Origin of the sequence: Pseudarthrobacter sp. TAF60_1 (genome assembly GCF_052113505.1) — a bacterium.
Lineage (GTDB): Bacteria > Actinomycetota > Actinomycetes > Actinomycetales > Micrococcaceae > Arthrobacter.
Genome location: NZ_JBFRDI010000012.1, coordinates 24,165 through 49,858 on the forward strand (window position 1 = coordinate 24,165; position 25,694 = coordinate 49,858).

Here is a 25,694-nt window from a genome sequence, read left to right on the forward strand (position 1 = left end):
CAGGGGTTCGAAAGCTTGTTGGGGGTGGGCAGCGGAGGGGTGCTTAGCGCACGGTCAGCAGGTTGCGCGGGTTGTCCTCAAGGATGCGCCGGGCGTCTTCGTCGCTGAGGCCCTGTGCCTTGAGGAAAGGCACGAATGTGGTCAGGACGTGGCTGTAGGGCAGGTTGTACTCCGGCAATCCCTTGGCAACGCCGACCGAGTTGCCGGACAGGATGATCTTGTTCGCATGGCCGGCCTTGACCAGTTCAAGGACCAGTTCGCCGCGCTCCTGGTCGGTGACGTAGTCCGCATGGTCGTTCAGGCCTACGTGGTCGATCCCCACGAAGGCCCCGCGGGCGGCAACCTCAATGGCTGAGCTCTTGGCGTCCCTGCGGTCGAGGTCGCCGACGAGTACCCGGTCGGCCGGGATCTGCTCGTCCAGGACGATGTCCAGGTCGTGCAGGACGTCCGCGCCAAAACGGATGGAGACGGGCACGCCGGTGTTCTTGGCGGCGCGGGCGGATCCGCGGAACAGGCTTTCCTCGGTCGGCGTCATGCCGGCGCGGTCGGCGATGGTGGCGACGATTCCGGCAGCAGCGCGGCGCTCAACCCGGGGGACCACCATTCCCTCGGTGACTTCCTTGCCGAAAAGATCGGCGAACTTCTCGGCCGGCCACGGGGTGGGCGGGTTGGTCTGCGGCGTCAGGAAGTAGCCGCCGAGTTCTTCCTCCGGCCCGAGGCCGGTGGAAGCGACGATGTGGACCCCCGTCGAGCGGGAGAGTGCTTCGTAGAGCTTGAGGTCACGGCCGTGGAACATTCCGGTGCTGTCCACGATGGTCTTACCGCCGTGCTCACGGAACTCATTGAGCTTGGCGGCGAGGACCTCGAAGATCTCCGCCCGGTCCATGGAGATATCCGGGGCGTACTGAGCGCCCGGGAGTACTGACAACAGGGCCTCGTGGACTGCGACGACGCCCAGTTCAGAAGCAGGGACGGGACCCAGGACCGTGTTGACGGTTGGCCCGGTTGGGGCATGGAACGCGTCACCGGTAGCGACGGGTGTGGTGTGACTCACTTGGCTTCTCCCTTGAAGATGGGGGCTGAATGCAGGGGCACCGCGGAGGTGGGGCCATGCCTTCGCTCCGTTGCAATGTAGCCAGCATCACATATTTCTATACATAGTGTCAAAGAATTGGACGCCACGTATTAGTCCAAATGTTTACGAGCCAAACGTAAAGTAGATACTCTTGACATTGTGTAAAGTCTGGCGTCAGACTGTGGGAAGCGCCACATCTATTCAGAAACAAGGGAGTTTCATTGATGAACCAGACAATCCCCGTAGTGAGCCGCAGCTCGGTACGGGCCACCTTTATCGCGGCCTACAGCGCGGTCACGCTCGCGCAGATCACTAATGCCCTGCCGGGTGCCCTCAGCGGGACCTTTGCCGTGGAATTCCATACTTCGGGCGCTGGCCTGACGTGGATTGCGGGCATGTTCCTGATGGGCATTGTGGTGTTTGAGCTCAGCTGGGGACTCTTGGGCGACATGTTTGGGCGCAAGAAGCTGCTCTACGCCGGCGCTGCGGTCAGCGTGGTCGGCTCCGTGCTGGCCGCGGTGGCGCCGACCACCGAAATGATGATCTTCGCGCAGGCGGTTGGCGGCATCGGGGCAGGCATCCTGTTCCCCATCTCGCTGTCCATGATCGCGGCTATCACCCCGGACCACCGGGCCCGGGCGAAGGTCATCGCCACCTGGGCCGGGTTCCTGTCCCTCGGCGCAGTGATCTCACCGGTGCTCGCCGGCTTCACGGCGCAGGTCTTCACGGTGCCAGGCGCTGCTCCGGGTGCGCCCAACGAGTTCAGCGGCTGGCGGGCGGCCTACCTGGTTGCCGCAGGCCTTGCCGTGCTCGTGCTCCTCGTCGCACTCCGGGCGAAGGACTCCGCAGCCGCCGAAGGGCGCAAGCTGGACCTGCCCGGCCAGTTCACGCTGGCACTTGGCCTCATCGCCGTTCTCTACGCCACGGTGACCGCGGTGGATGCCGGCTTCGGCAGCGCCCAGGTGATCGCCAGCTACGTCGCCGGAGTCGTCCTCCTGGTTGCTTTCGTCGTCATTGAATCACGCACAGCGGAGCCACTGATCCACCTCTCGCTGTTCAAGAACAGCGCCTACTCGATCACCGGCATTGTGGCGGTCACGGGCATGTTCGCCTTCCTGGCAATCTGCTTCAGCACGAGCGTCGCCGTTAGTGGACTCGCGCTGGCCGAGACCTGGAAGATCGGTGTGCTCTTCGTCTTCATTCAGGGTCCTGCCTTCGCCTTCATCCCGGTGGTGGGTTGGCTCATCCACCACGTGGCCCCGCGCTGGGTTCTCACCGCTGGGTTTGCCCTCATGGCCGTCGCGGGCTTCTGGCTTTCGTCGTTCGCCCTCGGCACTCCCGAAGCCTTCGGCGGGACTCCGTGGACGGCGTTCATTCCGCCGCTTCTGGTGCTCGGTATCGGGTTCGCCCTCACCGTTGGCTCAGTCACCGCGGTAGCCATCAACACGGTTCCGCCCCGGCAGATCGGTATGGCCTCGGCAACAACGAACCTGCTGCGTGACCTCGGCTTCGCCCTCGGCCCCGTTGTGGGCTCAGCCATCGCCTTCGGCATCGGGGCCACCGCCTTTGCCGGACCTATTGCCGGGATCCTTAGCGGTGCAGGCCTTCCGGCGGAAGCCGTGAGCGGGCTGTCCAACGTTCCGCCGCTGGGCTTCCTCTCCGGCTGGGACGGCGTGATCGCGCAGTTCACGGGCCAGGCAGCGGCCAGCGGCGCACCGGCCCAGGCGGTCGACGGCATGGTCAAGGCCCTCGCCTCGGCCCAGCCCCAGATCCAGGGCATCGCGGGGACTTCCCTCGGCCAGGGCTTCCAGGCTGTGTACTTCGCCGCCGGCATTGCGGCGACGCTGTCTGCCGTCCTTACCCTCTTCATCTCCGCACGGTCCTCGGCACCCTCAGTCGATGACATCGCGGAGACCACCGAAGCAAACGCCGAGGCCGCCGTCACCAACTGACGGAAGCCCTCGTCGACCCACCACCTACCGCCACGATCCGTAAGGAGAACACCGTGACTGCACCCATCGAATCAGGCATCGACATCTGGGCTGACGATATCCTCGTCGATCCCTACCCCACCTACGCCGCACTCCGCGAGCAGGCTGCACTGGTCCACCTGCCCAAGAACGACCTCTACGTGCTGACCCGCTACGACGCCATCCGCGACGCCCTCGGCGATCCGGAAACCTTCTCGTCCACCAGCATCGGGTTCAACCCCATGGTGAATGAGGCGCTGCAGGGCACCTCCCTGGCCTCCGATCCGCCCCTTCACACGCAGCTCCGCGCCACGCTGTCGCAGAACCTGACCCCCCGCGCCCTGCGCGGCCTGAAGGTGGTCATCGACGAAAAGGCCGACAAGCTCGTCGCCGAGCTCGCCGGCAGCGGCAGCTTCGAGGCCATCGACGCCCTGGCCCGAGCCTTCCCCATCGAAATCGTTGCCGACCTCATTGGTTTCCAGGGACACGTCAAGGACAACATGCTGCGCTGGGGCCAGGCCGCGATGCAGGTCCTCGGCCCGCTGAACCAGCGCACCCAGGAGAGCTTCCCCATCGCCGGGGAGCTCTACGGCTGGTGCTCGTCGGTGACTGCCGAAGACCTCGCCCCCGGCTCCATCGGGCGCGGCATCTTCGACGCCGAAACCAGGGGCGACATCCCGGAAGGCACTGCCGGGCACATCATCCACCAGTACCTCGGTGCCGGCGTCGACACCACGATCGCCTCGATCGGAAATATCATTGCGTTGTTCGGGCGCCACCCGGACCAGTTCGAACTGGTCCGGGCCAACCCGGAACTCGTGCCTGCCGCTTTCGCCGAGGTGCTGCGCTACTGGGTGCCCATCCACGTCTGGGGCCGCAAGGCAACGCGCGATGTGGAGATCGACGGCGTAACGATTCCCGCAGGCGCCCAGGTTGGCATTCTCTTCGGGGCCGGGAACCGGGACCCGCGGCACTACGAAAATCCCGACACGTTCGACGTGCTCCGCAACCCCGTGGATCATCTGTCCTTCGGTTACGGCCCGCATGGCTGTGCGGGCCAGGGCCTGGCGAGACTTGAAGGCCATGCGATCATCGAGGCCCTTGCCCGCCGGGTGCAGTCGCTGACCATCGGGGACGAGGTTCGGGTCCCGAGCAACATGACGCGGAGCATCGAGAAGCTCGAGGTCACCAAGGTGGTGGCAGCATGAGGATCGAACTGGACCGGCCGCGCTGCGAGGGCCACGGACTCTGTGAGGAAGCCGCGCCAAAGCTGATGCACCTGGATGACGACGGGGAACTGGTGATCGATGTCCCGGAGGTGGTGGACGGGCCAGAGCTCGACGCCGCGAACGCCGCGGTCAGGATTTGCCCCGTCGCCGCACTGCGATTGGCCGCGGCATGACGATGCGCCGGATCGTGGTGGTGGGCAACGGCATTGCCGGACTCACAGCGTGCGATTCGCTGCGCTCCGCCGGCTTCGACGGCGAGCTGACGGTGGTGGGCGCTGAGCGCCACCACCCGTACAGTCGGCCCGCGCTGTCGAAAGCCCTGCTCCACGGCGAGGACAACCTGCAGGCCCATGAGCTGCCCCAGCCGACCCACGAAGCCGCCGAACTGCTCGGCGTCAGTGCCACCGGCCTGGACGTGGACGCCCGGCTGGTGCGCCTGGACGGGGGCGGTGAGCTGCCGTACGACGGCCTGGTCATCGCCTCCGGCTCCCGGGCGAAGCGTCTCGGGCCGGTGGAAGGAGCTGCGGACCAATTCCGGGAGCTTACCTTGCGCACCATAGAGGATGCGGTCCTGCTCAAGGAACGCGTCGCCTCGCGACCCTCTGTCATCGTCATCGGCGGCGGCCCTCTGGGTATGGAGGTCGCTTCCGGTTGCCTGCACGTGGGCTGCGAGGTCACCCTCGTCTCAGATTCCACACCACTTTCCCATCAGCTCGGCGGCCACCTGGCCGATATCTTCACCTCCGCCGCCATCCGGCGGGGACTGAGGGTGGTGGGGGGAGGGAAGGCCCGCATCGTGGATTCCGATGGCGGGAAGCGGGTTGTCCTGGCCGACGGCACCACGCTAACGGCGGGCCTCGTGGTCATCGCCATTGGTGACGAGCCGAACATTGAGTGGCTGGCCGGCTCCGGACTTCTTGTTGATGGCTCGTTGCGCGTCGACTCGCGTGGCCGGCGTCGGCCGGACGTCGTCGCCGCCGGCGACGTGGCGTTCTTCCCCACCCAGCGGGGCATGCAGCGGATTCCGCTGTGGACGAGCGCCATCGACCAGGCCAAGGCCGCCGCCGTCGGACTGCTTCAGGGCGACGCCGCACCCGAGTTCACTTTCCAGCCGTACTTCTGGACTGAGGGGTTCGGCCTGTCGCTCAAATCGGTGGGCTTCACCCCGGTCATCGGCTCGCCCGACTACTCCGAGGCCGGCGAGGGGGCGGATTCGATGTTGCTGCGCTGGGAGCACCCGGACGGTTCCGGCACGGCCGCTGCAATCAACTATCGGATTCCCATTCCCAAGCTGCGTCGCCTGGCCAATGCCGGTCCGGGAGCCCTCCAGCGGACCGTAGCTGCGGGCGTCTGATGTGTCCGGCACGCTTTTCGCCATGGCATGCCAGGGCCGTCCCCGCGCACCGCGTCGCTGCGTGCGTTCGGCCGCCGCACCCCACCGATAGGATTGACTCATGTCGTCGCTGCGAGAAGCCCAGAAACAGCTGACCCGCGACGTCATCGTCGAACGGGCCCTTCAGCTGTTCACCGAAAAGGGCTACGCCGCGACCACCATCGATGACGTCGCCGCGGCAGCCGGAACCACCCGGGCAACCTTCTACGCCTATTACCCTTCGCGCAGCGATTTGATGCGGGACTTTATGGCGCGCGTCAACGCCCTGCTGGAGCGCGCGGACGCCCCCGAACAGGGTTCTACGGCCGCCGAACTGGTGGACGTCGTGCGGGAGGGTGAACTGTCAGGCATCCTTGCGTGGCTTGAGTCCCGCGCGGCTCTGTGGCCGGTCTTCCGCCCCTACCTTGATGTGCTGGACGAAGCCGCAGCAGTGGACCGTGAAGTGCGGGCCATGCTTGAGGGATGGCACGAAGAGGTCATCTCCGACCTCGTCCGGGGCATGGAGCTGGCCGGCCGCTTCCCGGAAGAGACCCGCCACATCCGGGGTACCCTCGCCTTTACCTCGCTTGACTACGTGGCCACGCTCTGGACACGCCGGAAGTTCGAGCCCAACCGGGAACATGCACTCGAGGTGCTGGCCGACAGCTGGTATCACCTGCTGTGTGACGAAGGCTGAGCCCCTAGGCGAAGCTGTCTTCCCTGGTCGGCCCGCCGGGCCGCGGGGAAGATTCGACGGCGGTACCCACCGTTGCCGCGGACGGTACGGGCAGCCTGTGGCCCAGCGGGTTGAAGTGGCCGGCGAACAGCTCGCCGAAGGCGTAGGCCGTCTCGGCGTGCTGGGATATGTCCACGCCCGCGGTTTCGGCCTCGTGGCTGACACGGAAGCCGATGAACCGGTGGATGCCCCGGCCGATGATCAGGGTGACGACGCCGGACAGCAGCACGGTGACCACTACGGCTGCGGACTGGGCCACCAGCTGCTGGAAGCCGCCGCCGTAGAGGAGGCCGCCGCCTTCGCCGTCCACCGGGAGGGCGATAAAGCCCAGGGCCAGGGTGCCGATCAGGCCCGCACCGAGGTGGACACCCACCACGTCCAGGGAATCGTCCAGGGCGAAAAGGTATTTGAGGTCAACAAACACGCAGCAGGCCGCCCCAGCTACCAGGCCCAGGCCGATTGCGGCCACTGGGCTGATGTTGGCACAGGAGGGCGTGATGGCCACCAGGCCCGCGACCACGCCGGACGCTGCGCCCAGTGACGTGGGGTGGCCGTGGCGGACCTTCTCCACCAGCAGCCAGCTCAGCATTGCCGCGGCCGGAGCAGCCAGGGTGTTCACCCAGATCAGGCCGGCCTGCTCCGCCGTGGTGGCGGCGCCGCCGTTGAACCCGAACCAGCCGAACCAGAGGATGGCCGCACCGAGCATGATGAAGGGGACATTGTGCGGGCGGTGGCTGGGGTCCTTCGCAAAACCGTGGCGCTGTCCAACCACCAGGGCCAAAACGAGGGCTGCCGTTCCGGAACTGATTTCCACCACGGCGCCGCCTGCAAAGTCGATCACCTGACCGAACATGGCGGTCATGGCGCCGCCGGCGCTCATGAGCCCGCCGCCCCAGATCATGTAGGCGAGCGGGCAGTAGACCAGCGTGACCCAGACAGGGACAAACAGGGCCCAGGCGCCGAACTTGGCGCGGTCCGCGATTGCGCCGCTGATCAGGGCAACAGTGATGATCGCGAAGGTGGCACTGAAACCGGCCTTGATCAGATCGGGGGAACCCATGAGGTTCTGCAGGCCGAAGTTGGTGAACGGATTGCCGAAGATGCCCAGGAAGCCCTCGCCGGTGGTCATGGAATAGCCCCACAAAACCCAGACAACACCTACGATGCCGGCTGAGATGAAGCTCATCATGATCATGTTGAGGGCGGCCTTGGCCCGGGTCATGCCGCCGTAGAAGAGGCCAAGCCCCGGGGTCATGAACAGCACCATTGCCGCCGCGATCATCAGCCAGACGTGTTGCGCAGTGATTGCCACCGGCGTCCCTTCCCATTGATCCAGATCGCCCGGTCTTCTGCCCGGGCAATCCCCCTGATCAATGGTCGTGGTGCCGTGTTTCGTGATGTGCAGCAGCACGTTGCGTGCTTGTTACGTAACGGGCCGTTGCGTGAAGACCGCGTGACCGGCATGTTTCGGGCAGGTTACATGGCTGCCCTGCGGCGCGAAAAGACCGGGTGAAGAGGGCGGAGCGGGACTCCACATTTCCTCAACGTCACCAGCTGCTCACAACCCCCTGGCTACTGCTTGTAACCTTCCACCTCCCTGACTGAGCGGGTGAACGCCTCGTCCGGATTCTCGCCGGACTCCAGCTTGGCCCGGCGCTGCCGCAGCAGATCCCAGCACTGGTCCAGGCTCTCTTCCAGATGCTTCAGGCGCGCCTCGTCCGGTGCCTTGCCGGTTCCGGACGCTTCGCGGAGTTCATGCTCTTCGGCTACCAGCGCCTGAATGCGGCCTAAGATGTCGTGATCATTCATGGCTTCTCCTTTGGTCCATGGCGGGTTCCCTCAGGCTAATCAGTCCTGCGGGAAGTCACCAGCGATCTTTTCCGGAGCCAACCACCGGTACCATCATTTCCATGCCCACCGTGCTCGAAATGGCAGGTCCCATCCTGGAGATCCTGACCTGGTTGTGCCTGCCTGCCGGGCTTGGCCTGCTCTTCTACTCCGGCATCCTGCGCCGTTTTGTGCACCCGTGGTCAGTGGCCGAAGCGGTGGTCTACGCGGACGAGAGCGGAACGGGGTTCCGCTGGTTCGACCGTAAATTCCAGGTCCACCACGCGCCGATGTCGCCCTATGACATCCGTGAGCTGGCCGTCGGTGACACGCTCCCGATCTACTACCACCCCAAGCGCCCCACCCAGTGGCAGACCGCAGCGCCCGAGGAAGTGGGGGTAACCGCCGTCGTGCTTGGCCGCGTACTCACCGGAATCGGTGCCGCGGCGCTCATCGTCGGGTTCCTCCTGCCGATGTTCCGATCGCCCTAAGCAAGGGCCGCCCGGCCCTAGTCTTATGCTCTGCCATCGCTTAGCGTGTTGCCCATGGCTGCCGGACCCAACGCGGGGTTAGACGGACCCGCATCAGATGCAATGCTCAAGCTGGGCCGTTTCTTCACGAAGTGGGACCAGACCGACGATGGCAGGGCCGTGTTCCGCGAAGGCGGCCGCCAGGGCGACATCTTCTACCGGGACCGGTGGAGCCATGACAAAGTGGTCCGGTCCACGCACGGGGTGAACTGCACGGGCTCCTGCTCCTGGAAGGTGTACGTCAAAGACGGCATCATCACCTGGGAATCCCAGCAGACCGATTACCCCTCGGTTGGCCCGGATAGTCCCGAATATGAACCTAGAGGCTGCCCCCGCGGGGCAGCCTTTTCGTGGTACACCTACTCGCCCACGCGGGTCCGTTTCCCGTATGCCCGCGGCGTCCTGGTGGAGATGTACCGGGAGGCCAAGGCCCGCCTCGGTGACCCGGTGCTCGCTTTCGCGGAGATCGCGACTGACCCGGAGCGGCGGCGCCGCTACCAGCAGGCCCGCGGCAAGGGCGGGTTGGTCCGGGTGTCGTGGCAGGAGGCGATCGAGATCGCCGCCGCCGCCCATGTGAACACGATCAAGACCTACGGCCCGGACCGGTGCGCCGGCTTCTCGCCGATTCCCGCGATGTCCATGGTCTCGCACGCGGTGGGAACCCGTTTTATCCAGCTCATCGGCGGGGTGATGACCTCCTTCTACGACTGGTACGCGGACCTGCCCGTGGCCAGCCCGCAGGTCTTCGGCGACCAGACGGACGTCCCGGAATCGGGGGACTGGTGGGACGCGCGCTACCTCATGATGTGGGGCTCCAACGTCCCGGTCACCCGCACCCCGGATGCACACTGGATGGCCGAGGTCCGGTACCGCGGCACCAAGGTTGTCACCGTCAGCCCGGACTACGCGGACAACACCAAGTTCGCCGATGAATGGCTCCCCGCCCAGGCCGGCACCGACGCCGCGCTCGCCATGGCCATGGGCCACGTGATGCTCAAGGAATTCTTCGTGGACCGCGAGGTCCCGTTCTTCACCGATTACGTCCGCCAGTACACGGACCTGCCGTTCCTGGTCAGGTTGGTCAGGAACGACGACGGCGAGTTGACGCCGTCGAAATTCCTCACCGCGAAGGACCTCCCGGCGGAGTCCGGGGCTGAGGATGCAGCGTTCCGCACCGTGCTGTTCGACAAAAAAACCGGTCGTCCCGCCGTCCCGAACGGCTCCATGGGATTCCGGTACTCCGGCAGCGGGGAAGGTAAATGGAACCTTGACCTTGAGGGAATCGAACCGGCCTTGTCGCTGCGGGAAGTGTCCGGGGAAAGCGCCGAAATCCTGCTCCCGTGCTTCGAACAGGCGGACGGGACGGGCACCGTGCTCCGCCGCGGCGTGCCCGTCGCGGAGGTTGAAGGTCACCTGGTGACCACCGTTTTTGACCTGATGCTGGCCCAGTACGGTGTGGGCCGGGACGGGCTGCCGGGAGAGTGGGCGGCCGGCTACGACGATGCGTCCACGCCCTACACCCCGGCCTGGCAGGAGGAAATCACCAGCGTTCCGGCGCAGGCCTGCATCCGCGTGGCCCGTGAATTCGCCCGTAATGCCGAAGAGTCCAAGGGCCGCTCCATGATCATCATGGGCGCGGGAATCTGCCAGTGGTTCCACGGTGACACCACCTACCGGGCCGTGCTGGCGCTGGTGATGCTGACCGGCTGCATGGGCCGCAACGGCGGGGGCTGGGCGCACTACGTGGGGCAGGAGAAGACCCGGCCGGTTACCGGCTGGCTGTCGCTGGCCAATGCCCTGGACTGGGCCCGGCCGCCGCGGACCATGATCGGCACCGGTTACTGGTACATGCATACAGACCAGTGGCGCCAGGACGGCTACTCCGCTGATGCCCTGAAATCGCCGCTCTCCACCGGGGCCCTGGACGGGATGCACACCGCGGACGCGATGGCCCAGTCCGCCCGGCTCGGCTGGATGCCGTTTTACCCTCAGTTCGACCGCAACCCGCTGGACCTCGCGGACGAGGCGGAGGCCGCCGTCGCCGCCGGGTCAGCCAAGGACACCCCCAGCTACATTGCCGACGCACTCAAGAACCGCACCCTGAACCCGGCCATCGAAGACGTGGACGCCCCGGAGAACTGGCCCCGGACCCTGGTGCTCTGGCGCTCCAACCTCTTCGGTTCCTCGGCCAAGGGCAACGAGTACTTTCTGCGGAATCTGCTGGGCACCCATAACAACGTCCTGGGCAAGGACCACGCAGAAGGGCTCAAACCCAAGGACGTGAAGTGGCATGAGCAGGCCCCGGAAGGAAAGCTGGACCTGCTGGTCTCCGCAGACTTCCGGATGACCTCCACCACGCTGCTGTCCGACGTCGTGTTCCCCGCTGCCACCTGGTACGAGAAGCACGACCTCTCCTCCACCGACATGCACCCGTTCGTGCACGCCTTCAGCCCGGCGATCGACCCGCCATGGGAGACCAAAACAGACTTCGACACCTTCCACGTGCTGGCCCGCGAGTTCTCGCGGCTGGCCAAAACCCACCTCGGCGTCCGCCGCGACCTGGTCAGCGTTCCGCTGCAGCACGACACCCCGGGCCAGTTGGCCCAGCCCGGCGGAATCGTGCGCGACTGGCGGGAGACAGACATCCCCGCCGTGCCCGGACAGAACATGCCCGTGTTCTCCGTGGTGGAGCGCGACTATACGGCCATCGCGGACAAGCTAGCCGCCGTCGGACCCCTGGCCGACAAGCTGGGCTTCACGGTCAAGAACGTCACGTACAAACTTGCCGGACCCCTTGACCGGCTTAGCCGCTCCAACGGCGTGATGCTCGGCGGCGCCGCGGACGGCCGGCCGGCGATCGACACCGACGCGAAAATGGCCGAAGCCATCCTGGCGTTCTCCGGTACCACCAACGGGGCGCTGTCCGTCCAGGGCTTCGAGGACCTGGAGGTCCGCACCGGCCGCAAACTCGTGGACCTCTCCGAAGGCTCGGAGGAAAAGTTCATCACCTTCGCCCAGACCCAGGCCGGCCCCGTACCCGTGATCACCTCGCCGGAATGGTCCGGTTCTGAAACCGGCGGCCGCCGCTACGCCCCGTTCACCATCAACATCGAACGGCTCAAGCCCTTCCACACCCTGACCGGACGGATGCACTTCTTCCTCGACCACGACTGGATGACGGACATCGGCGAAGGCCTTCCCATTTACAGGCCGCCGCTGGACATGCACCGGCTCTTCGGGGAACCCAAGCTCGGCGGCAACGGGGAGCTGCAGGTGGTGGTCCGGTACCTGACGCCGCACTCCAAATGGTCCATCCACTCCGAATACCAGGACAACCTGCTGATGCTCTCACTGTCCCGCGGTGGGCCGACAGTTTGGATGAGCCCGTCCGACGCCGAGTCCATCAAGGTCAGGGACAACGACTGGGTGGAATGCGTGAACATCAACGGCGTCCTGGTGGCCCGGGCGATCGTCAGCCACCGGATGCCGGCCGGGGTGGTGTACGTCCACCACGCGCAGGAACGCACCATCGACGTGCCGAAGTCCGAGGCAACGGGCAGGCGCGGCGGCATCCACAACTCCGTCACCCGGCTGCTGGTCAAACCCTCGCACCTGATCGGCGGCTACGCCCAGCTGGCCTACGCGTTCAACTATCTTGGCCCCACCGGGAACCAGCGCGACATGGTTGCCACCGTCCGCCGTCGTTCCCAGGAGGTGCAGTACTGATGCGTGTTATGGCTCAAATGGGCATGGTTATGAACCTGGACAAATGCATTGGCTGCCACACCTGTTCGGTGACCTGCAAGCAGGCCTGGACCAACCGTGCGGGCACCGAATACGTGTGGTTCAACAACGTGGAGACGCGTCCGGGGCAGGGCTATCCCCGCCGGTACGAGGACCAGGAGAAATGGCACGGCGGCTGGGAACTGAACAAGCGCGGCAAGCTGGTCCTCAAGGCAGGCGGCCGGGTCAAGAAACTCTTTGGGATCTTCGCCAGCCCGGTCCAGCCCGAGCTCAAGGACTACTACGAGCCCTGGACCTACGACTACAAGACACTGATCGACTCGCCCCTGGGGGACGACTTCCCCGTGGCCCGGCCCAAGTCCCTGATTACGGGGGAGGACACCAAGATCACGTGGTCCGCCAACTGGGACGATGACCTGGGCGGTTCCACCGAGCACGGCCATCTGGATCCGATCGTGGAGAAGGTCCGGCGCGAATCCGAGGACAAGATCAAGTTCGCGTACGAGCAGACGTTTATGTTCTACCTGCCGCGGATCTGCGAGCACTGCCTGAATCCGTCCTGCATGGCGTCCTGCCCTTCAGGGGCGATCTACAAGCGGGTGGAGGACGGGATTGTCCTGGTGGACCAGGACAAATGCCGCGGCTGGCGGCAGTGCATCACTGGCTGCCCGTACAAAAAGATCTACTTCAACCACAAGACCGGCAAGGCCGAAAAGTGCACCTTCTGCTACCCGCGCGTGGAGGTGGGGCTGCCTACGGTCTGCTCCGAGACCTGCGTGGGCCGGCTGCGGTACCTGGGGCTGTTCCTGTACGACGCCGACGCCGTCACCGCCGCTGCGTCGGTCACCGACCCGAAGGAACTGTACGACGCCCAGATGGACGTGCTGCTGGACCCGAACGACCCCGCCGTCCAGGCCGAAGCGCGCGCCCAGAACATTCCGGAGGACTGGATCGACGCCGCCCGGCGCTCGCCGGTCTACGCCCTCGCCAAGGTCTACAAGGTGGCCCTGCCGCTGCACCCCGAATACCGGACCATGCCCATGGTCTGGTATGTGCCGCCGCTCTCCCCGGTGGTGGACCTGCTGCGGGACCAGGGGCACGACGGCGAGGATCACGGCAACCTGTTCGGCGCCATCGAGGCGCTGCGCATCCCGGTGGAATACCTGGCGGAACTGTTCACGGCCGGGGACACGGACCGGGTCACGGCCGTGCTGAGGAAGCTCGCGGCGATGCGCTCCTTCATGCGCGGCATCAGCCTGGGCAACGATCCCGACGACTCCATCCCCGAGTCAGTGGGAATGGACAGCCAGACCATGTACGAGATGTACCGGCTCATGGCCATCGCCAAATACGACGAACGCTACGTGATCCCCAAGGCGCACGTGGAACAGGCGCACGATTTGGAAGAGATGGGCTGCTCACTGGATTTCGACGGCGGACCCGGCATGCAGGACTCCTCCCCGTTCGGTGAGGCAAGCGGCAGGCCCGTCCCGGTGGCCGTGGAAACCTTCAATGCCCTTCGCGACCGGCAGACCACGGACGAGATGGGGTCCGGGACCGGCCTCAGCGGCCGGGTCAACCTGTTGAACTGGGACGGACGCGGGGCGCCGCCGGGGCTCTTCCCGGGACGGTCGCACCCCGAGCCCGGTCCGCCGGCGGACCGGGAACGGCCGTGAGCCGGCGCGTTCAGGTGGTCTACCTGGCCGCCGCCTGGTGCCTGTCGTACCCGGATGAGGATCTGATTGCCAAGGTTCCGCTGATCCGGGCCGCGCTGGCCGAATTTCCCGGCGCCGCCGCGGACTTCCGGGAGGTGATGGATGCCCTGGAAAGCACGCCGCCAATGGAAGTCCAGGCCCACTACGTCCGTGAATTCGACCTGGGCCGGCGGCACGCGCTGCACCTGAGCTACTGGACCGACGGCGACACCCGGCGCCGCGGCGAAGTCCTGGGCAACTTCAAGAAGGCCTACCGGCAAAGCGACATCCTGGTGGACACGCACGGCGAACTGCCGGACTACCTGCCTATGGTCCTCGAATATGCCGCCCGGGTGGACCTCGCGGCGGGCCGTGACCTGCTGATCCGGTACCGTGCCAGCCTCGAGATGCTCCGCTTCGGCCTGCTGCGCGATGACTTGCCGCATGCCCGCATCCTGCAGGCAATCTGCGCCACCCTTCCCGGGAAATCGCCGGCCGATGAGCAGGCTGTCATGCGGATGGCCGGCTACGGGCCGCCCACCGAAGCCGTGGGGCTGGACCCATACGATCCTCGCCTGCTGCCCGTGAAAGGGGCCTGACCATGCTGAGCTTCGAGACCGGGCCAAGGGCCGCCGTCGACCTCACTGCCCTGGACATCGTCCTCTGGAGTGTCCTGCCGTACGTCATGGTGGTGGTGCTGGTGGGCGGCAGTATTTGGCGCTATAAATACGACCAGTTCGGCTGGACCACCAGGTCCTCCCAGCTGTATGAGTCCCGGCTCCTGCGGATCGCGTCGCCGCTGTTCCACTTCGGTCTGCTGGCAGTCATCGCCGGCCACTTTTTCGGCCTCGTCATCCCGATGGCCTGGACGCAGGCCGTGGGCATGAGCCAGGAGTTCTACCACTTCAACGCCCTGCTGGTGGGAGGCATCGCGGGGGTGGGAACCCTGGGCGGAATTCTGCTGCTGATCTACCGGCGCCGCACCACCGGGCCGGTTTTTATGGCAACCACCAAAAACGACAAGGGCATGTACGTGGTGCTCACGGCGGCCATCCTGTTCGGCCTGTGGACCACGCTGGCCAGCGTCTTTGAAGGCGAACACGGGCACAACTACCGTGAAACCGTGGCCCCCTGGTTCCGCTCCCTGTTTATCTTTCAGCCGGACATCGCGGCCATGGCGACAGCCCCGTTCTCCTTCCACCTCCACACGCTGGTGGGTATGGCGCTGTTCGTGATCTGGCCCTTCACCCGGCTGGTCCACGCCTTCACGGCGCCGCTGCACTACCTTTTCCGGCCCTACATCGTCTACCGCTCCCGTGACCGGGACCGCAGGCCCGGGCAGCCGAAGCGCCAGGAAGCAGCCGGAGTTTCTGCCGCACGCACCACGGGGACCGCGGCACGCCGCGGCTGGTCCGCCGTCGGAACGCGCGACAGGGACACCCGGAACCGATAGCGAAAACCAAAACCAGACGTAGAGGAAAGAGGAAAGAGGAACGCCGTGGCCGGATCCGCCGCCCCAGCCCGGCCGGCACCGGCCGGCCGGACGCTCAATCTCGTGCTCGCAACCTCCGCCTCGGTGGTGGGGTTCTGGGCGTGGAACTCGGTGGCAACACTGGGTTCGTTCTACACCCAGAACCTCCACCTCAACCCGGCGGCCACAGGGGTACTGGTCGCCATGCCGGTGTTTGTCGGCTCGCTCGGCAGGATCGTCGTCGGCACCTTGACGGACAAGTACGGCGGCCGGGCGATGTTCACCTTTGTGCTGCTCGCCTCCATCCTGCCGATCCTGCTGGTCTCGGTGGGCGGCCTTCTCAGCTCCTTCGCGCTGGTGCTCGCCGCCGGCCTGGTACTCGGCGTCGCGGGTACCGTCTTCGCCGTCGGGATTCCTTTCGTCAGCGCCTGGTACGAGCCGTCCCGGCGGGGCTTTGCCACCGGCGTCTTTGGTGCCGGGATGGGCGGCACGGCCCTGGCGGCCTTCCTGAACCCGCGCCTGGTGGCCAGCATCGGGTATTTGCCCACGCACCTGCTGATCGCCGGGGTCCTGGCCGCCATGGCAGCCCTGGTGTGGTTCCTCATGAAGGAGTCCCCGGGCTGGACCCGCAACAACGCCCCGGTACTGCCCAAGCTCCTGGACGCCGCCAAAACACCGGTCACGTGGAAGATGTGCTTCCTCTATGCCGTGGTCTTCGGCGGCTTCGTTTCCTTCGCCACGTACCTGCCCACCTATCTGCGGGACGTGTACAGCTTTGATCCCAGCGGCGCCGGGGCCCGCACGGCGGGCTTCGCACTTGCAGCAGTGCTGGCCCGGCCAATCGGCGGCGTCCTCGCCGACAAATTCGGTTCGAAGCCGGTGGTGCTCGCGTCCCTGGCAGGGGTTGCCGTGCTCGGCTGGGTGGTGAACCTCCAGCCGGACGGCGAAGTCCCCGCCGGCCTGACGTTCGTGGCCATGGCAGCAGCGCTGGGATTGGGAACCGGCGGCGTGTTCGCGTGGGTGGGCGTCCTCGCTCCTCCCGGCAAGGTGGGCAGCATCAGCGGCGTTGTCAGTGCGGCCGGCGGCCTGGGCGGCTACTTCCCGCCCCTTGTGATGGGCGCCACGTATGACGCCGCGACGCGCAGCTACTCCATCGGCCTGCTGCTGCTGGTTGCAACCGCCTTGGTTGCATTCGCCTTCACCGCCCTGGTGTTGCGTGGTCCGTCGAAAACCGTCCAAACCGCGAAGGCCTGACCCCGGGGGCTAAGCGGCCAGCACCACGCCAATGCCGAGTGCGCCCAGGACGATGCCGGCGAAGGCGGTCCACAGGATGGCTGACGTGTCGGCCTCGATGCTCTCGTTGGCAACCCCGCGGGCGCGGGCCAGGTAGCGTCGGCGCTGGGTGAAGTAGATCGCCGCAGCGGCGCTCGCCGAAACAGCGAACAGCAGCAGGATGGGGAAGCCGTGGTGGGGGAGCCACCGCAGGAAAATGGCGCTGACGGTCACCAGCGCCAGCATGGTCCGGCCCCACGCCAGCGTGGTCCGTTCAGGCTGGAGCCCGGGATCCCCGTGCGGCGCCGGATCCGGAACCTTGGTGCGGGCCATGGCGCTAACGCCAGAGGATAAAGATGAGGACGACGGCGGCTGCCAGCGCCCCGGCACCGGCCAGGAGCGGCACGATGAGGGGCAGCGGGAGCGGCGTTTTGTTGCGCATGCTCCGTTCCACGCGGAGCCAGCGCCCTGCGGCGCCGGCGCTGAGCAGCATGCCAAGGAGCAGAAGCAGCACGGCGAGGCTCTTGCGGACAGGCTCAAGGAAGAGGTCCGAGGTGAAGGCCTCGATGGCGATGCCGCCGGCCAGGAGCGCCAGCGCGGTGCGGATCCAGGCGAGGAAGGTCCGTTCATTGGCGAGGGTGAAGCGCGGGTCGGGTTCGGTGCCGCCAGGCAGGAGCCGTTCGGCTATCCGTCCGCGCGGCGGGGGCGGCGGCGGCACGGGACCGCTGGGCGGTGGCTGGTTGCTGGACACGGGGACAGTTTAGCCGCCGGGGAATGCAGTCGCAGTGGGCGCGTCAGCCGGCGTTCCGGGGCGCGAACATGATGACGGCCACGCCCGCCAGGCAGATCACGGAGCCCGCAACGTCCCACCGGTCCGGCCGGAAGCCGTCAAAGACCATGCCCCAGGCCAGCGAGCCGGCCACGAACACACCTCCGTAGGCCGCCAGGATCCTGCCGAAATGGGCGTCCGGCTGCAGGGTGGCAACAAAACCGTAGAGGCCCAAGGCAATGACGCCGAGTCCTGCCCACCACCAGTCCTTGCCTTCGCGGACGGCCTGCCACACGAGCCAGGCGCCGCCAATTTCAGCCACCGCGGCGAGGACGAAAAGCACCGCCGTTTTGGCGATCGACACCGTTTCAGCAGGAATGTTCACACGTTCATCATGCCAGCCGGGAATGCGGCCAGGGTTCACAGACCAGAACTGCGGGCGAGGCCCTGCTGCAGGGCATTGATCTTGCGGTCGCCGCGGAGGAACTCGGCATCGACGGCGCCTTCTTCCGGGTGCACCACTTCGCCCGTCAGCAGGCATCCCCGTTTCTGGACGCCGGCCGGTCTTGATCCGGCGTAATTCCGCTGGGTGATCGGCCTGGAAGGGATATCCGGAGAGGGCGCGGGCATTGCGGCCCGGCTATTCCCACGGCCTAGAGAGGGGCACCATGTCCGAGAAGCTCCACCTGAAGCCGGAAGACGAGTTTCCGGATGACCTTTCCACCGTTCCGGACCGGGAGCTGCAAGTTCTGGACAGCCAAGTTCAGCGTCAACTGGACTATGAGTACGTGGCCGAGGGCGGACCGAACCCGGAGACGGAGTTCCGGCACGAGGACCTGGACGAGGAATTCCAGGACCGCGACGACCGCTGAAAACCGTCCCCTGCCGTCGGGCTGGCCCGTCCCGGCGACCTGCAGTGGAGATCAGTCAGTATCCTTACTAATATTCTTCCGGAACCATCAACGAGCCGCAGCCGTTAGGCTGGTAGTGGGCTTGGGGGAATAAAGTGCCCATTTGATACAGCATGACTGCGGAACGGTCAGGAGAGAGAAAAATGGCTCGCGCCGCTAAAGGTATAACTGCATGATCCGGCTACGTCAGCTGGCCCAAGCGGCCTCCGTCTTGACCTCACCCTTGTCGCCGGAAGACGTTCTTTCGCTGTTCAACCCTGTCTTCTCCGCGCGCCAGCTGCGCGGCGTGGTTACCCGGGTGGTCCAGGAGACTGCGCAGTCGGCCACCATCTTTTTCCGCCCCGGCCGGGGCTGGCATTCTCATTTGGCTGGCCAGTGGGCGCGCATCGGCGTTGAGCTAGACGGCGTCCGCCACTGGCGCTCGTACTCCCTGAGTGCCCCCGCCGGCAAGGACCCCGCCATCACCGTCACCGACGTCGGCGCCGTTTCCGGCACCTTGGTGCGCACCACCAAACCCGGCGACGTCCTGTTCCTCGCACCTCCGCAAGGTGACTTCATCCTCCCCGAACACCCGCGGCCCCTGCTGATGGTCACCGCGGGAAGCGGCATCACTCCGGTGATGTCCATGATCCGCACGCTGGTCCCGCGCCGCCCGGATGCCGACGTCGTGCTTGTGCACTCGGCCCGCACCCCGGGCGACAGCCTTTTCCGTGAGGAACTTGCCGAGCTGGCCGACCAATTTCCCAACTTCCGCCTGGCCCACTGGTACACAGGCGAGCAGGGCCGGATGGACCTGACCAACACGGCAGAGCTCGATGAGATCTGCCCGGACTGGAAGGAACGCGCCGCCTACGCCTGCGGTCCGGACAGCTTCCTGGACGACGCCGAGGCGCTGTGGAAGCAGGCAGCACTCACCACTGCAGCCCCCGGCTCGGACGTGGCAATCGCCGGTGACCCCGGCAACCTGATGATCGAACGGTTCAACACCACCTTTGCCGGTGGTGTGGGGCACGACGGCGGCCTGGTCACCTTTGAAGCCTCGGACCGGGAAGTCGACGCCGACGGCGACACCCCACTGCTCGACGTCGGCGAGGACGCCGGGGTGCTGATGCCCAGTGGCTGCCGGATGGGGATCTGCCACAGTTGCCTTACTCCGCTCCTGGCCGGACAAGTCCGTGACCTCCGCACCAACGAGATCCACGGCGAGCCCGGCCAACTGATCCAAACGTGTGTCTCGGCAGCCGCCGGACCCGTCAACCTCGAACTCTGAGGAGCTTCACCGCATGTCAGTAGTTTCAGAAAACAAGACAATTTCAGAAGACAAAACCGCCCCGGCCGGGGCGGCAAGGACGCGCCCCGGAGCGTTGGCCGAGTCCGGCAGCCCTTCGGTTCGCCCTCCCAGCGCAGCGCACCTCTCGGACGAACAGGTGGCTGAGCTGGGCCGGGAACTCGACGCGATCCGCGACGACATCCTCGCCAAGCGCGGCGCCTCCGACGCCGCCTACATCCGACGCCTGATCAAGATTCAGCGCGGTCTGGAGATCTCCGGCCGCGCCGCACTTCTGGTCAGCAAAAACAAGGCAGCCTGGGTCACCGGCACCACCCTTCTGAGCCTCGCCAAGATCCTCGAAAACATGGAGATCGGGCACAACGTGCTGCACGGCCAGTGGGACTGGATGCGGGACCCGGACATCCACTCCACCACCTGGGAGTGGGATTTCGTCACCCCCTCGCGCTCATGGCAGCACACCCACAACGACCTCCACCACCGCTGGACCAACGTGGTGGGCAAGGACAACGACGTCGGGTACAACCTGCTGCGCATGGACGAATCCCAGCCATGGGTGCCCATGAACCTGGGCAACCCGCTGTACAACGCGATCCTGGCACCCCTTTTTGAATGGGGCATCGCCATCTACGATCTCGAGCTGAACGATTTCAAAGAGGGCAACAAGTCCAAGGAAGCCTTGCTCAAGGATCTCAAGGCGCTGGGCAAGAAGGTGGTCACGCAGTTCACCAAGGACTACGCCGCCACGCCCGCCGTCGCCATGCTCACCGGATCCGGCAAGCAGGCCCTGTACGGCACCCTGACCGCGAACGCCGTCCGCAACGTCTGGGCGCACGCGGTGATCTTCTGCGGCCACTTCCCGGAAGGCACGGACACCTTCAGCGAGGAAATGGTGGAAGGCGAAACCCGCGGCGACTGGTATGTCCGCCAGATGATCGGCTCCGCCAACATCTCCGGTTCCAAGTTCATGCACCTGATGACCGGGAACCTGTCCCACCAGATTGAGCACCACCTCTTTCCGGACCTGCCGTCCAACCGGTATGCCGAGGTTGCGCCCCTGGTCCAGGAAATCTGCCAGCGCTACGGCCTGAAGTACACCACGGGTCCGCTGCTGAAGCAGGTGGGATCAACCTGGGGCAAGATTTTCAGGCTGGCACTGCCGGGCAAGGCCGCAAAGGCCTAAGGGAAGAAGAGCAACAGACAGCAGTGGAGGGGCCAGGCACAATGCCTGGCCCCTCCGCTGTCTGTTTAACGCGCCGTTCCGTGACTCCTGGCCGTAACGCGGAGTCCCCATGAAGTCAGCGAAGGCGCCCCTAGGCGAGGGACAGGAAGAGTTTCTCGAGCTCTTTCCGGTCCATGGTGGTGTCTTCGCGGACGATGCACTGCTCCAGGCCGCTGGCAATGATGGCAAATCCAGCGCGGTCCAGGGCCTTGGACACGGCGGCAAGCTGCGTGACGATGTCCTTGCAGTCCCGGCCTTCCTCCAGCATGCGTGTGACAGCGGCGAGCTGGCCCTGCGCCCGCTTGAGGCGGTTGACCACGGGTGTCAGTTCAGTCGAATCAAGTTGCATGCGTCTCCAATAGTCGTCTTCCTTGCGGTCAACTATATACCCGGAGGGGTGTTTGACTACCCCATGGGGTATCAGTAATACTCGGCGGGGTATTCACTTACCAACTTAAATCAAGCCCTGCGCTATACCCCGTGGGGTATCTAAACTGATGTCAGAGCCACAAGACTTCCCCTCCACCCCCTTCGCGAACGAGAGCACCAGATGCTTATCGAGCGCATTTACGACGAAGACCTGGCCCAGGCCAGCTACCTGATCGGCTGCCAGGCCAAGGGTGAAGCCATCGTGGTGGACGGCCGCCGCGACATCGCGGTGTACCAGGACCTCGCCAAAAAGAACGGCATGAAGATCGTGGCCGTCACCGAGACCCACATCCACGCCGACTACCTCTCCGGCACCCGTGAGCTGGCCGCCGCTACCGGCGCCAAGGTCTACGTTTCGGGCGAGGGCGGGCCGGACTGGCAGTACGAATTCGAGGGCGAGCGGCTGTACGACGGCGACACCATCGCCCTGGGCAACATCAGCATCAAGGCAGTCCACACCCCCGGGCACACACCGGAGCACCTGTCCTTCCTGGTCACCGACGGCGCGTTCAGCGACAAGCCCGGCTACTTGCTCTCCGGAGACTTCGTCTTCTCCGGGGACCTGGGCCGGCCGGACCTGCTGGACGAAGCAGCCGGCGGCGTGGACACCCGCTTCGAAGGCGCCAAGCAGCTCTTCACCAGCCTCCGGGAGAAGTTCCTCACCCTGCCGGACTACGTCCAGGTCCATCCCGCCCACGGCGCCGGCAGCGCCTGCGGCAAGGCCCTGGGCGCCATCCCGTCCTCCACAGTGGGCTACGAGCGCCTCTACGCCTGGTGGGGCCCGTACCTGGCCGCCAACGATGAGCAGGGCTTCATCGACGAACTGCTCGACGGCCAGCCTGACGCGCACGCCTACTTCGGCCGGATGAAGCGCGAAAACCGTGTAGGCCCGGACGTCATGGGCGAACGCACCCCGCTGCCTGAGCTTTCCACCGACATCGTCGCAACAGGCCTGGCAGAAGACACCCTGACGTTCATCGACACCCGCTCCCACGGCGAAGTCCACGAGGGCACCGTGGCCCGGTCCCTGAACGTCCCGGCCGGCAAGTCGGTGGTACGGCGCCTGGGTGGTCAATCCGGAGACGGACGAGAACCCGCTGGTGCTCCTTGCCAAGGACCAGGAGCAGGCCATGGACATGTGGGACCACCTGGTCCGGGTCGGCATCGACAACGTCGCCGGCTACCTGACGGGCATCGACGGGCTGCCCGCTTATACTCCCAAGCTGATCCAGCCGGAGGAACTCGACGGTTTCGACGCCGCCATGGTCCTGGACGTCCGCAACAAGACCGAACACAAGGCCGGGCATGTCCCGGGCTCGTACCAGCTCAGCGGCGGCCGCGTCATGTGGCACCTTGATGAGCTTCCCGCGGAAGGCACCATTGTGACCTACTGCCAGAGCGGGGTGCGGAACTCCGTGGCCGCCAGCGCGCTTCGCCGGGCCGGGTACGACGTCGTCGAACTCGACGGCAGCTACGCCGCCTGGAACGCCCGGCAGAACAGCGTCCCCGCCGCCTAAGCAGGCCTAGCAACCCCAAGACCGCCCGGGCAGGTCCCCCTCCAGCCCGGGCATCCGGCCCGGGCGTGCCCCCACACGCCCGGGCCACCTTACGTCTACCGAAAGAAGCAGGAATGCGGCCGAACACCTTCGTCTCCGGGACTGCCGATTCAGGCGCAGCCTTACTCGGCCTGCGGCAGAACCTCGCCCAGTTCATGTTGCTGGTTGCCGTCAACGCCCTGGTGGGCGGCACCCTGGGCCAGGAACGCACGGTGCTGCCCCTGCTGGCCGGGCAGGTCTTTCAGCTCGACCTCTACACCAGCGCCCTGACGTATATCCTGGCGTTCGGCGTGGCGAAAGCAGCCACCAACTACTTCGCCGGCACCCTTTCGGACCGCTACGGCCGCAAACCCGTCCTGGTCACAGGCTGGCTGGTGGCCCTCCCGGTCCCGTTCCTGCTGATCTTCGGGCCGTCCTGGGGCTGGATCGTTGCAGCCAACGTGGTCCTCGGCATCAGCCAAGGCCTGACCTGGTCCACCACCGTCATGATGAAGATGGACCTCGTGGGGCCCAAACGCCGCGGCCTGGCCATGGGCCTGAACGAGGCCGCGGGCTACCTCGGCGTGGCCGGCACGGCGCTGGCGACCGGTTACATCGCTTCCGCCTACGGGCTCCGCCCAGGCCCGTTTCTGCTGGGAGCAGCGTTCATCGCCCTGGGACTTGGACTGTCAGTGCTGACCGTCCGCGAGACACATCAGCATGCCCGGGCGGAGGCTGCCAGCCATGTCCCGGTTCACACCGGAACCCACGCCGGCCTGAGCAGTCGTGAGGTCTTCACCCTGACCAGCTTCCGCGACCGTTCACTGTCCTCCGTCAGCCAGGCCGGCATGGTGAACAACCTTAACGACGGGCTGGCTTGGGGCCTGTTCCCGGTCCTGTTCGCCACTGCAGGGCTCAGCCTTGAACGCATTGGAATCCTCGCCGCCGCCTATCCGGCCGTATGGGGCGCCGGGCAGTTGATCACTGGTGCGCTCTCCGACCGGATCGGCCGCAAGCCATTGATCGTCGTCGGCATGATCGTCCAGGCCGCAGCGCTGGCCATGGTGGCCGTCGGCGAAGACTTCGGAATCTGGCTCGCAGCGGTCATCCTGCTCGGCGCCGGCACCGCCATGGTTTACCCCACCCTGCTGGCGGCGATCGGCGACGTGGCGCACCCCCACTGGCGGGCTCGCTCCGTGGGCATCTACCGGCTATGGCGCGATGGCGGGTTCGCCGTCGGCGCACTACTCTCCGGAATCATCGCTGATGCCTACGGCATTCCTGCTGCAGTGGGCGCCGTCGCCGCCCTGACGGCAGCGTCCGGCGTCCTCGTTGCAGTGCGAATGCGCAGGGCGGACCACATCGTGGCGGGCTGAGCGCTTAGCCGAGCGCTTTATTTTTCAGGAAGGCGAGCAGGGCTTCGTTGACCTCCACGGCGTGGGTCCACAGCATGCCGTGCGGGGCGCCGTCGATCTCCACATAGTCGGCGCTGGGCAGCATCTTGGTGAACCGGCGGCCGCTCACGTCGATGGGCAGGATGTTGTCCGCCGTGCCGTGCACAATCAGGGCCGGCACGTCGATCTTGGGGATGTCTGCGCGGAAATCGGTCAGCCAGGTGGGCTGCGCTGCGACCAGGGCGGTGGCCCCTGCGGCGGATGCGACATTCCAGCTGGCATCCACTGCTTCCTGGCTGAGGCGGGGGGTGCCCAGGAACGTGTCGGTGTTGTAGAAGTTCTTGAAGAACTCCCTCAGGAACGCGTACGGGTCGGCGGTGACGGCTTCGGTGAGTCCGTCAAAAACGTCCTGCGGAACGCCGTCGGGATTGTCGTCGGTCTTGAGCATGAACGGTTCAAGGGATCCCAGGAAGGCTGCGCCGGCAACGCGGGCCGATCCGTAGGTGCTGATGTATCGGGCCACTTCGCCCGTACCCATGGAGAAGCCCACCAGCACGGCATCGTTCAGGTCCAGGGTGGTTAGGAGGGTATCAAGGTCGGCGGCGAAGGTGTCGTAGTCGAAACCTTCGGTGGGCTTGCTGGATTTGCCGAAACCCCGGCGGTCGTAGGTGATGACCCGGAAACCGGCCTTCAGGAGTGCGGTGGTCTGCTTCTCCCAGGAGGCGCCGTCCAGGGGGTAGCCGTGGATCAGAACCACCGGCTGTCCGCTCCCGTGGTCCTCGTAGTAAAGCTCAATGTCGGTGCTGTTCTCGGTTCCAACGGTTACGTAGGCCATCAGGCGGTCCTTTCGACGGTTCGGAATCAGGTTCGGGGCGGAACACGCAAAGCCGCGCCCGGCATTCCCTACTCTAGGGAACGCCCGGCGCGGCTCCAAGGACGGGGCTACTGGGAGGGTTGGGGTAGTTCGCACTCAATCTTGGGGTTGACGCCCATGTAGTTCAGCGGACCCGCAACGATGGTCACTGCCACCGTGCCCGCCTGGGCGCAGGTTCCGGGCGCACCCCCGAAGTAACCGCGCTGCCAGGCGGCGATTCCTCCGACGATCAGCCAGATGACAATCAGTGCTCCGAGAAACTTCATGGTGTCCTCCCATGGCCGTGCCCGCCTGTGCGTTCAAGTATGCGCCGTTAACCGAAATCGATACAGCACCGCCCCACCCCGGACGC

General features: G+C 65.9%; 25 protein-coding genes and 1 pseudogene. 16 read left to right on the forward strand and 10 right to left on the reverse strand.

Annotation, left to right across the window (positions count from 1 at the left end; genetic code table 11):
• Nucleotides 1-43 precede the first annotated feature (43 nt).
• Nucleotides 44-1,054 (reverse strand): phosphotriesterase, encoded by a 1,011-nt coding sequence (locus AB4Y73_RS14100; RefSeq protein WP_441872506.1) that lies wholly within the window; start codon nucleotides 1,052-1,054, stop codon nucleotides 44-46.
• 245 nt (nucleotides 1,055-1,299) lie between these two features.
• On the opposite strand from AB4Y73_RS14100, the gene AB4Y73_RS14105 reads away from it, so the two are divergent.
• From AB4Y73_RS14105 to AB4Y73_RS14125, 5 genes are all read left to right on the forward strand, one after another.
• Nucleotides 1,300-3,027 (forward strand): MFS transporter, encoded by a 1,728-nt coding sequence (locus tag AB4Y73_RS14105; RefSeq protein ID WP_441872507.1) that lies wholly within the window; start codon nucleotides 1,300-1,302, stop codon nucleotides 3,025-3,027.
• Between the two features lie 53 nt (nucleotides 3,028-3,080).
• Entirely contained in the window at nucleotides 3,081-4,253 is a 1,173-nt protein-coding gene (locus AB4Y73_RS14110) for a cytochrome P450 (protein ID WP_441872508.1), read from the forward strand.
• Entirely contained in the window at nucleotides 4,250-4,447 is a 198-nt protein-coding gene (locus tag AB4Y73_RS14115; protein WP_441872509.1) for a ferredoxin, read from the forward strand. The genes AB4Y73_RS14110 and AB4Y73_RS14115 overlap by 4 nt, the downstream gene beginning before the upstream one ends.
• Nucleotides 4,444-5,628 carry an NAD(P)/FAD-dependent oxidoreductase gene (locus AB4Y73_RS14120; protein WP_441872510.1) on the forward strand — a complete coding sequence of 395 codons (1,185 nt, stop codon included), beginning with the start codon at nucleotides 4,444-4,446 and terminating at the stop codon, nucleotides 5,626-5,628. The genes AB4Y73_RS14115 and AB4Y73_RS14120 overlap by 4 nt, the downstream gene beginning before the upstream one ends.
• A gap of 100 nt (nucleotides 5,629-5,728) precedes the next feature.
• A complete protein-coding gene (locus AB4Y73_RS14125; protein ID WP_441872511.1) occupies nucleotides 5,729-6,343 on the forward strand; it encodes a TetR/AcrR family transcriptional regulator in 615 nt (204 codons plus the stop codon).
• Between the two features lie 4 nt (nucleotides 6,344-6,347).
• On the opposite strand, the gene AB4Y73_RS14130 is transcribed toward AB4Y73_RS14125, so the two are convergent.
• A complete protein-coding gene (locus tag AB4Y73_RS14130; RefSeq protein WP_441872512.1) occupies nucleotides 6,348-7,694 on the reverse strand; it encodes an ammonium transporter in 1,347 nt (448 codons plus the stop codon).
• Nucleotides 7,695-7,954: 260 nt separating this feature from the next.
• Nucleotides 7,955-8,191: a DUF2630 family protein gene (locus AB4Y73_RS14135; RefSeq protein ID WP_441872513.1), complete on the reverse strand. Its 237-nt coding sequence runs from the start codon at nucleotides 8,189-8,191 to the stop codon at nucleotides 7,955-7,957.
• A gap of 101 nt (nucleotides 8,192-8,292) precedes the next feature.
• On the opposite strand from AB4Y73_RS14135, the gene AB4Y73_RS14140 reads away from it, so the two are divergent.
• From AB4Y73_RS14140 to AB4Y73_RS14165, 6 genes are read left to right on the forward strand one after another with little or no spacing between them, the layout of a single operon-like run.
• Nucleotides 8,293-8,700, forward strand: a complete 408-nt coding sequence (locus AB4Y73_RS14140; protein WP_441872514.1) for a hypothetical protein — start codon at nucleotides 8,293-8,295, stop codon at nucleotides 8,698-8,700.
• A gap of 54 nt (nucleotides 8,701-8,754) precedes the next feature.
• The gene (locus AB4Y73_RS14145) at nucleotides 8,755-12,465 is read left to right on the forward strand and encodes a nitrate reductase subunit alpha (protein WP_441872515.1); all 3,711 of its coding nucleotides are present in this window, start codon (nucleotides 8,755-8,757) and stop codon (nucleotides 12,463-12,465) included.
• On the forward strand, nucleotides 12,465-14,159 hold the full coding sequence (gene narH, locus AB4Y73_RS14150; protein ID WP_441872516.1) for a nitrate reductase subunit beta: 1,695 nt from the start codon (nucleotides 12,465-12,467) through the stop codon (nucleotides 14,157-14,159). Before AB4Y73_RS14145 ends, narH begins: the two co-directional genes overlap by 1 nt.
• The gene (gene narJ / locus AB4Y73_RS14155) at nucleotides 14,156-14,776 is read left to right on the forward strand and encodes a nitrate reductase molybdenum cofactor assembly chaperone (protein WP_441872517.1); all 621 of its coding nucleotides are present in this window, start codon (nucleotides 14,156-14,158) and stop codon (nucleotides 14,774-14,776) included. Before narH ends, narJ begins: the two co-directional genes overlap by 4 nt.
• A gap of 2 nt (nucleotides 14,777-14,778) precedes the next feature.
• Nucleotides 14,779-15,630 carry a respiratory nitrate reductase subunit gamma gene (gene narI, locus AB4Y73_RS14160; protein WP_441872518.1) on the forward strand — a complete coding sequence of 284 codons (852 nt, stop codon included), beginning with the start codon at nucleotides 14,779-14,781 and terminating at the stop codon, nucleotides 15,628-15,630.
• A gap of 45 nt (nucleotides 15,631-15,675) precedes the next feature.
• Complete coding sequence (locus AB4Y73_RS14165) at nucleotides 15,676-16,902, forward strand: MFS transporter (RefSeq protein WP_441872519.1); 1,227 nt, start codon at nucleotides 15,676-15,678, stop codon at nucleotides 16,900-16,902.
• A gap of 9 nt (nucleotides 16,903-16,911) precedes the next feature.
• Here the strand turns inward: AB4Y73_RS14165 and AB4Y73_RS14170 are convergent, their stop codons facing one another.
• The 4 genes from AB4Y73_RS14170 to AB4Y73_RS14185 are packed head-to-tail and all read right to left on the reverse strand — an operon-like array spanning nucleotide 16,912 to nucleotide 18,319.
• Nucleotides 16,912-17,253 (reverse strand): DUF202 domain-containing protein, encoded by a 342-nt coding sequence (locus AB4Y73_RS14170; RefSeq protein WP_441872520.1) that lies wholly within the window; start codon nucleotides 17,251-17,253, stop codon nucleotides 16,912-16,914.
• 4 nt (nucleotides 17,254-17,257) lie between these two features.
• Nucleotides 17,258-17,671, reverse strand: a complete 414-nt coding sequence (locus tag AB4Y73_RS14175) for a YidH family protein (protein ID WP_441872522.1) — start codon at nucleotides 17,669-17,671, stop codon at nucleotides 17,258-17,260.
• Between the two features lie 43 nt (nucleotides 17,672-17,714).
• Nucleotides 17,715-18,053: a YnfA family protein gene (locus tag AB4Y73_RS14180; protein WP_441872618.1), complete on the reverse strand. Its 339-nt coding sequence runs from the start codon at nucleotides 18,051-18,053 to the stop codon at nucleotides 17,715-17,717.
• 56 nt (nucleotides 18,054-18,109) lie between these two features.
• Nucleotides 18,110-18,319 (reverse strand): hypothetical protein, encoded by a 210-nt coding sequence (locus tag AB4Y73_RS14185; RefSeq protein WP_441872523.1) that lies wholly within the window; start codon nucleotides 18,317-18,319, stop codon nucleotides 18,110-18,112.
• 38 nt (nucleotides 18,320-18,357) lie between these two features.
• Between AB4Y73_RS14185 and AB4Y73_RS14190 the strand changes: the two genes are divergently transcribed.
• From AB4Y73_RS14190 to AB4Y73_RS14200, 3 genes are all read left to right on the forward strand, one after another.
• Nucleotides 18,358-18,561: a hypothetical protein gene (locus tag AB4Y73_RS14190; protein ID WP_441872524.1), complete on the forward strand. Its 204-nt coding sequence runs from the start codon at nucleotides 18,358-18,360 to the stop codon at nucleotides 18,559-18,561.
• Nucleotides 18,562-18,772: 211 nt separating this feature from the next.
• Nucleotides 18,773-19,870, forward strand: a complete 1,098-nt coding sequence (locus AB4Y73_RS14195) for a ferredoxin reductase (RefSeq protein ID WP_441872525.1) — start codon at nucleotides 18,773-18,775, stop codon at nucleotides 19,868-19,870.
• Between the two features lie 13 nt (nucleotides 19,871-19,883).
• Nucleotides 19,884-21,071: a fatty acid desaturase family protein gene (locus AB4Y73_RS14200; RefSeq protein ID WP_441872526.1), complete on the forward strand. Its 1,188-nt coding sequence runs from the start codon at nucleotides 19,884-19,886 to the stop codon at nucleotides 21,069-21,071.
• 130 nt (nucleotides 21,072-21,201) lie between these two features.
• Here AB4Y73_RS14200 and AB4Y73_RS14205 read toward each other — a convergent pair whose 3' ends face one another.
• Nucleotides 21,202-21,459: a metal-sensitive transcriptional regulator gene (locus tag AB4Y73_RS14205; protein ID WP_056626479.1), complete on the reverse strand. Its 258-nt coding sequence runs from the start codon at nucleotides 21,457-21,459 to the stop codon at nucleotides 21,202-21,204.
• 201 nt (nucleotides 21,460-21,660) lie between these two features.
• Here AB4Y73_RS14205 and AB4Y73_RS14210 point away from each other — a divergent pair.
• Nucleotides 21,661-23,056 (forward strand): annotated as a pseudogene (locus AB4Y73_RS14210) (MBL fold metallo-hydrolase).
• A 194-nt stretch (nucleotides 23,057-23,250) separates the two neighbouring features.
• Nucleotides 23,251-24,450 (forward strand): MFS transporter, encoded by a 1,200-nt coding sequence (locus AB4Y73_RS14215; RefSeq protein ID WP_441872619.1) that lies wholly within the window; start codon nucleotides 23,251-23,253, stop codon nucleotides 24,448-24,450.
• Between the two features lie 4 nt (nucleotides 24,451-24,454).
• On the opposite strand, the gene AB4Y73_RS14220 is transcribed toward AB4Y73_RS14215, so the two are convergent.
• Together AB4Y73_RS14220 and AB4Y73_RS14225 are read right to left on the reverse strand one after the other, a co-directional pair.
• Nucleotides 24,455-25,303 (reverse strand): alpha/beta fold hydrolase, encoded by an 849-nt coding sequence (locus AB4Y73_RS14220; RefSeq protein WP_441872527.1) that lies wholly within the window; start codon nucleotides 25,301-25,303, stop codon nucleotides 24,455-24,457.
• Nucleotides 25,304-25,410: 107 nt separating this feature from the next.
• Nucleotides 25,411-25,608, reverse strand: a complete 198-nt coding sequence (locus AB4Y73_RS14225) for a hypothetical protein (protein ID WP_441872528.1) — start codon at nucleotides 25,606-25,608, stop codon at nucleotides 25,411-25,413.
• Nucleotides 25,609-25,694: the final 86 nt, after the last annotated feature.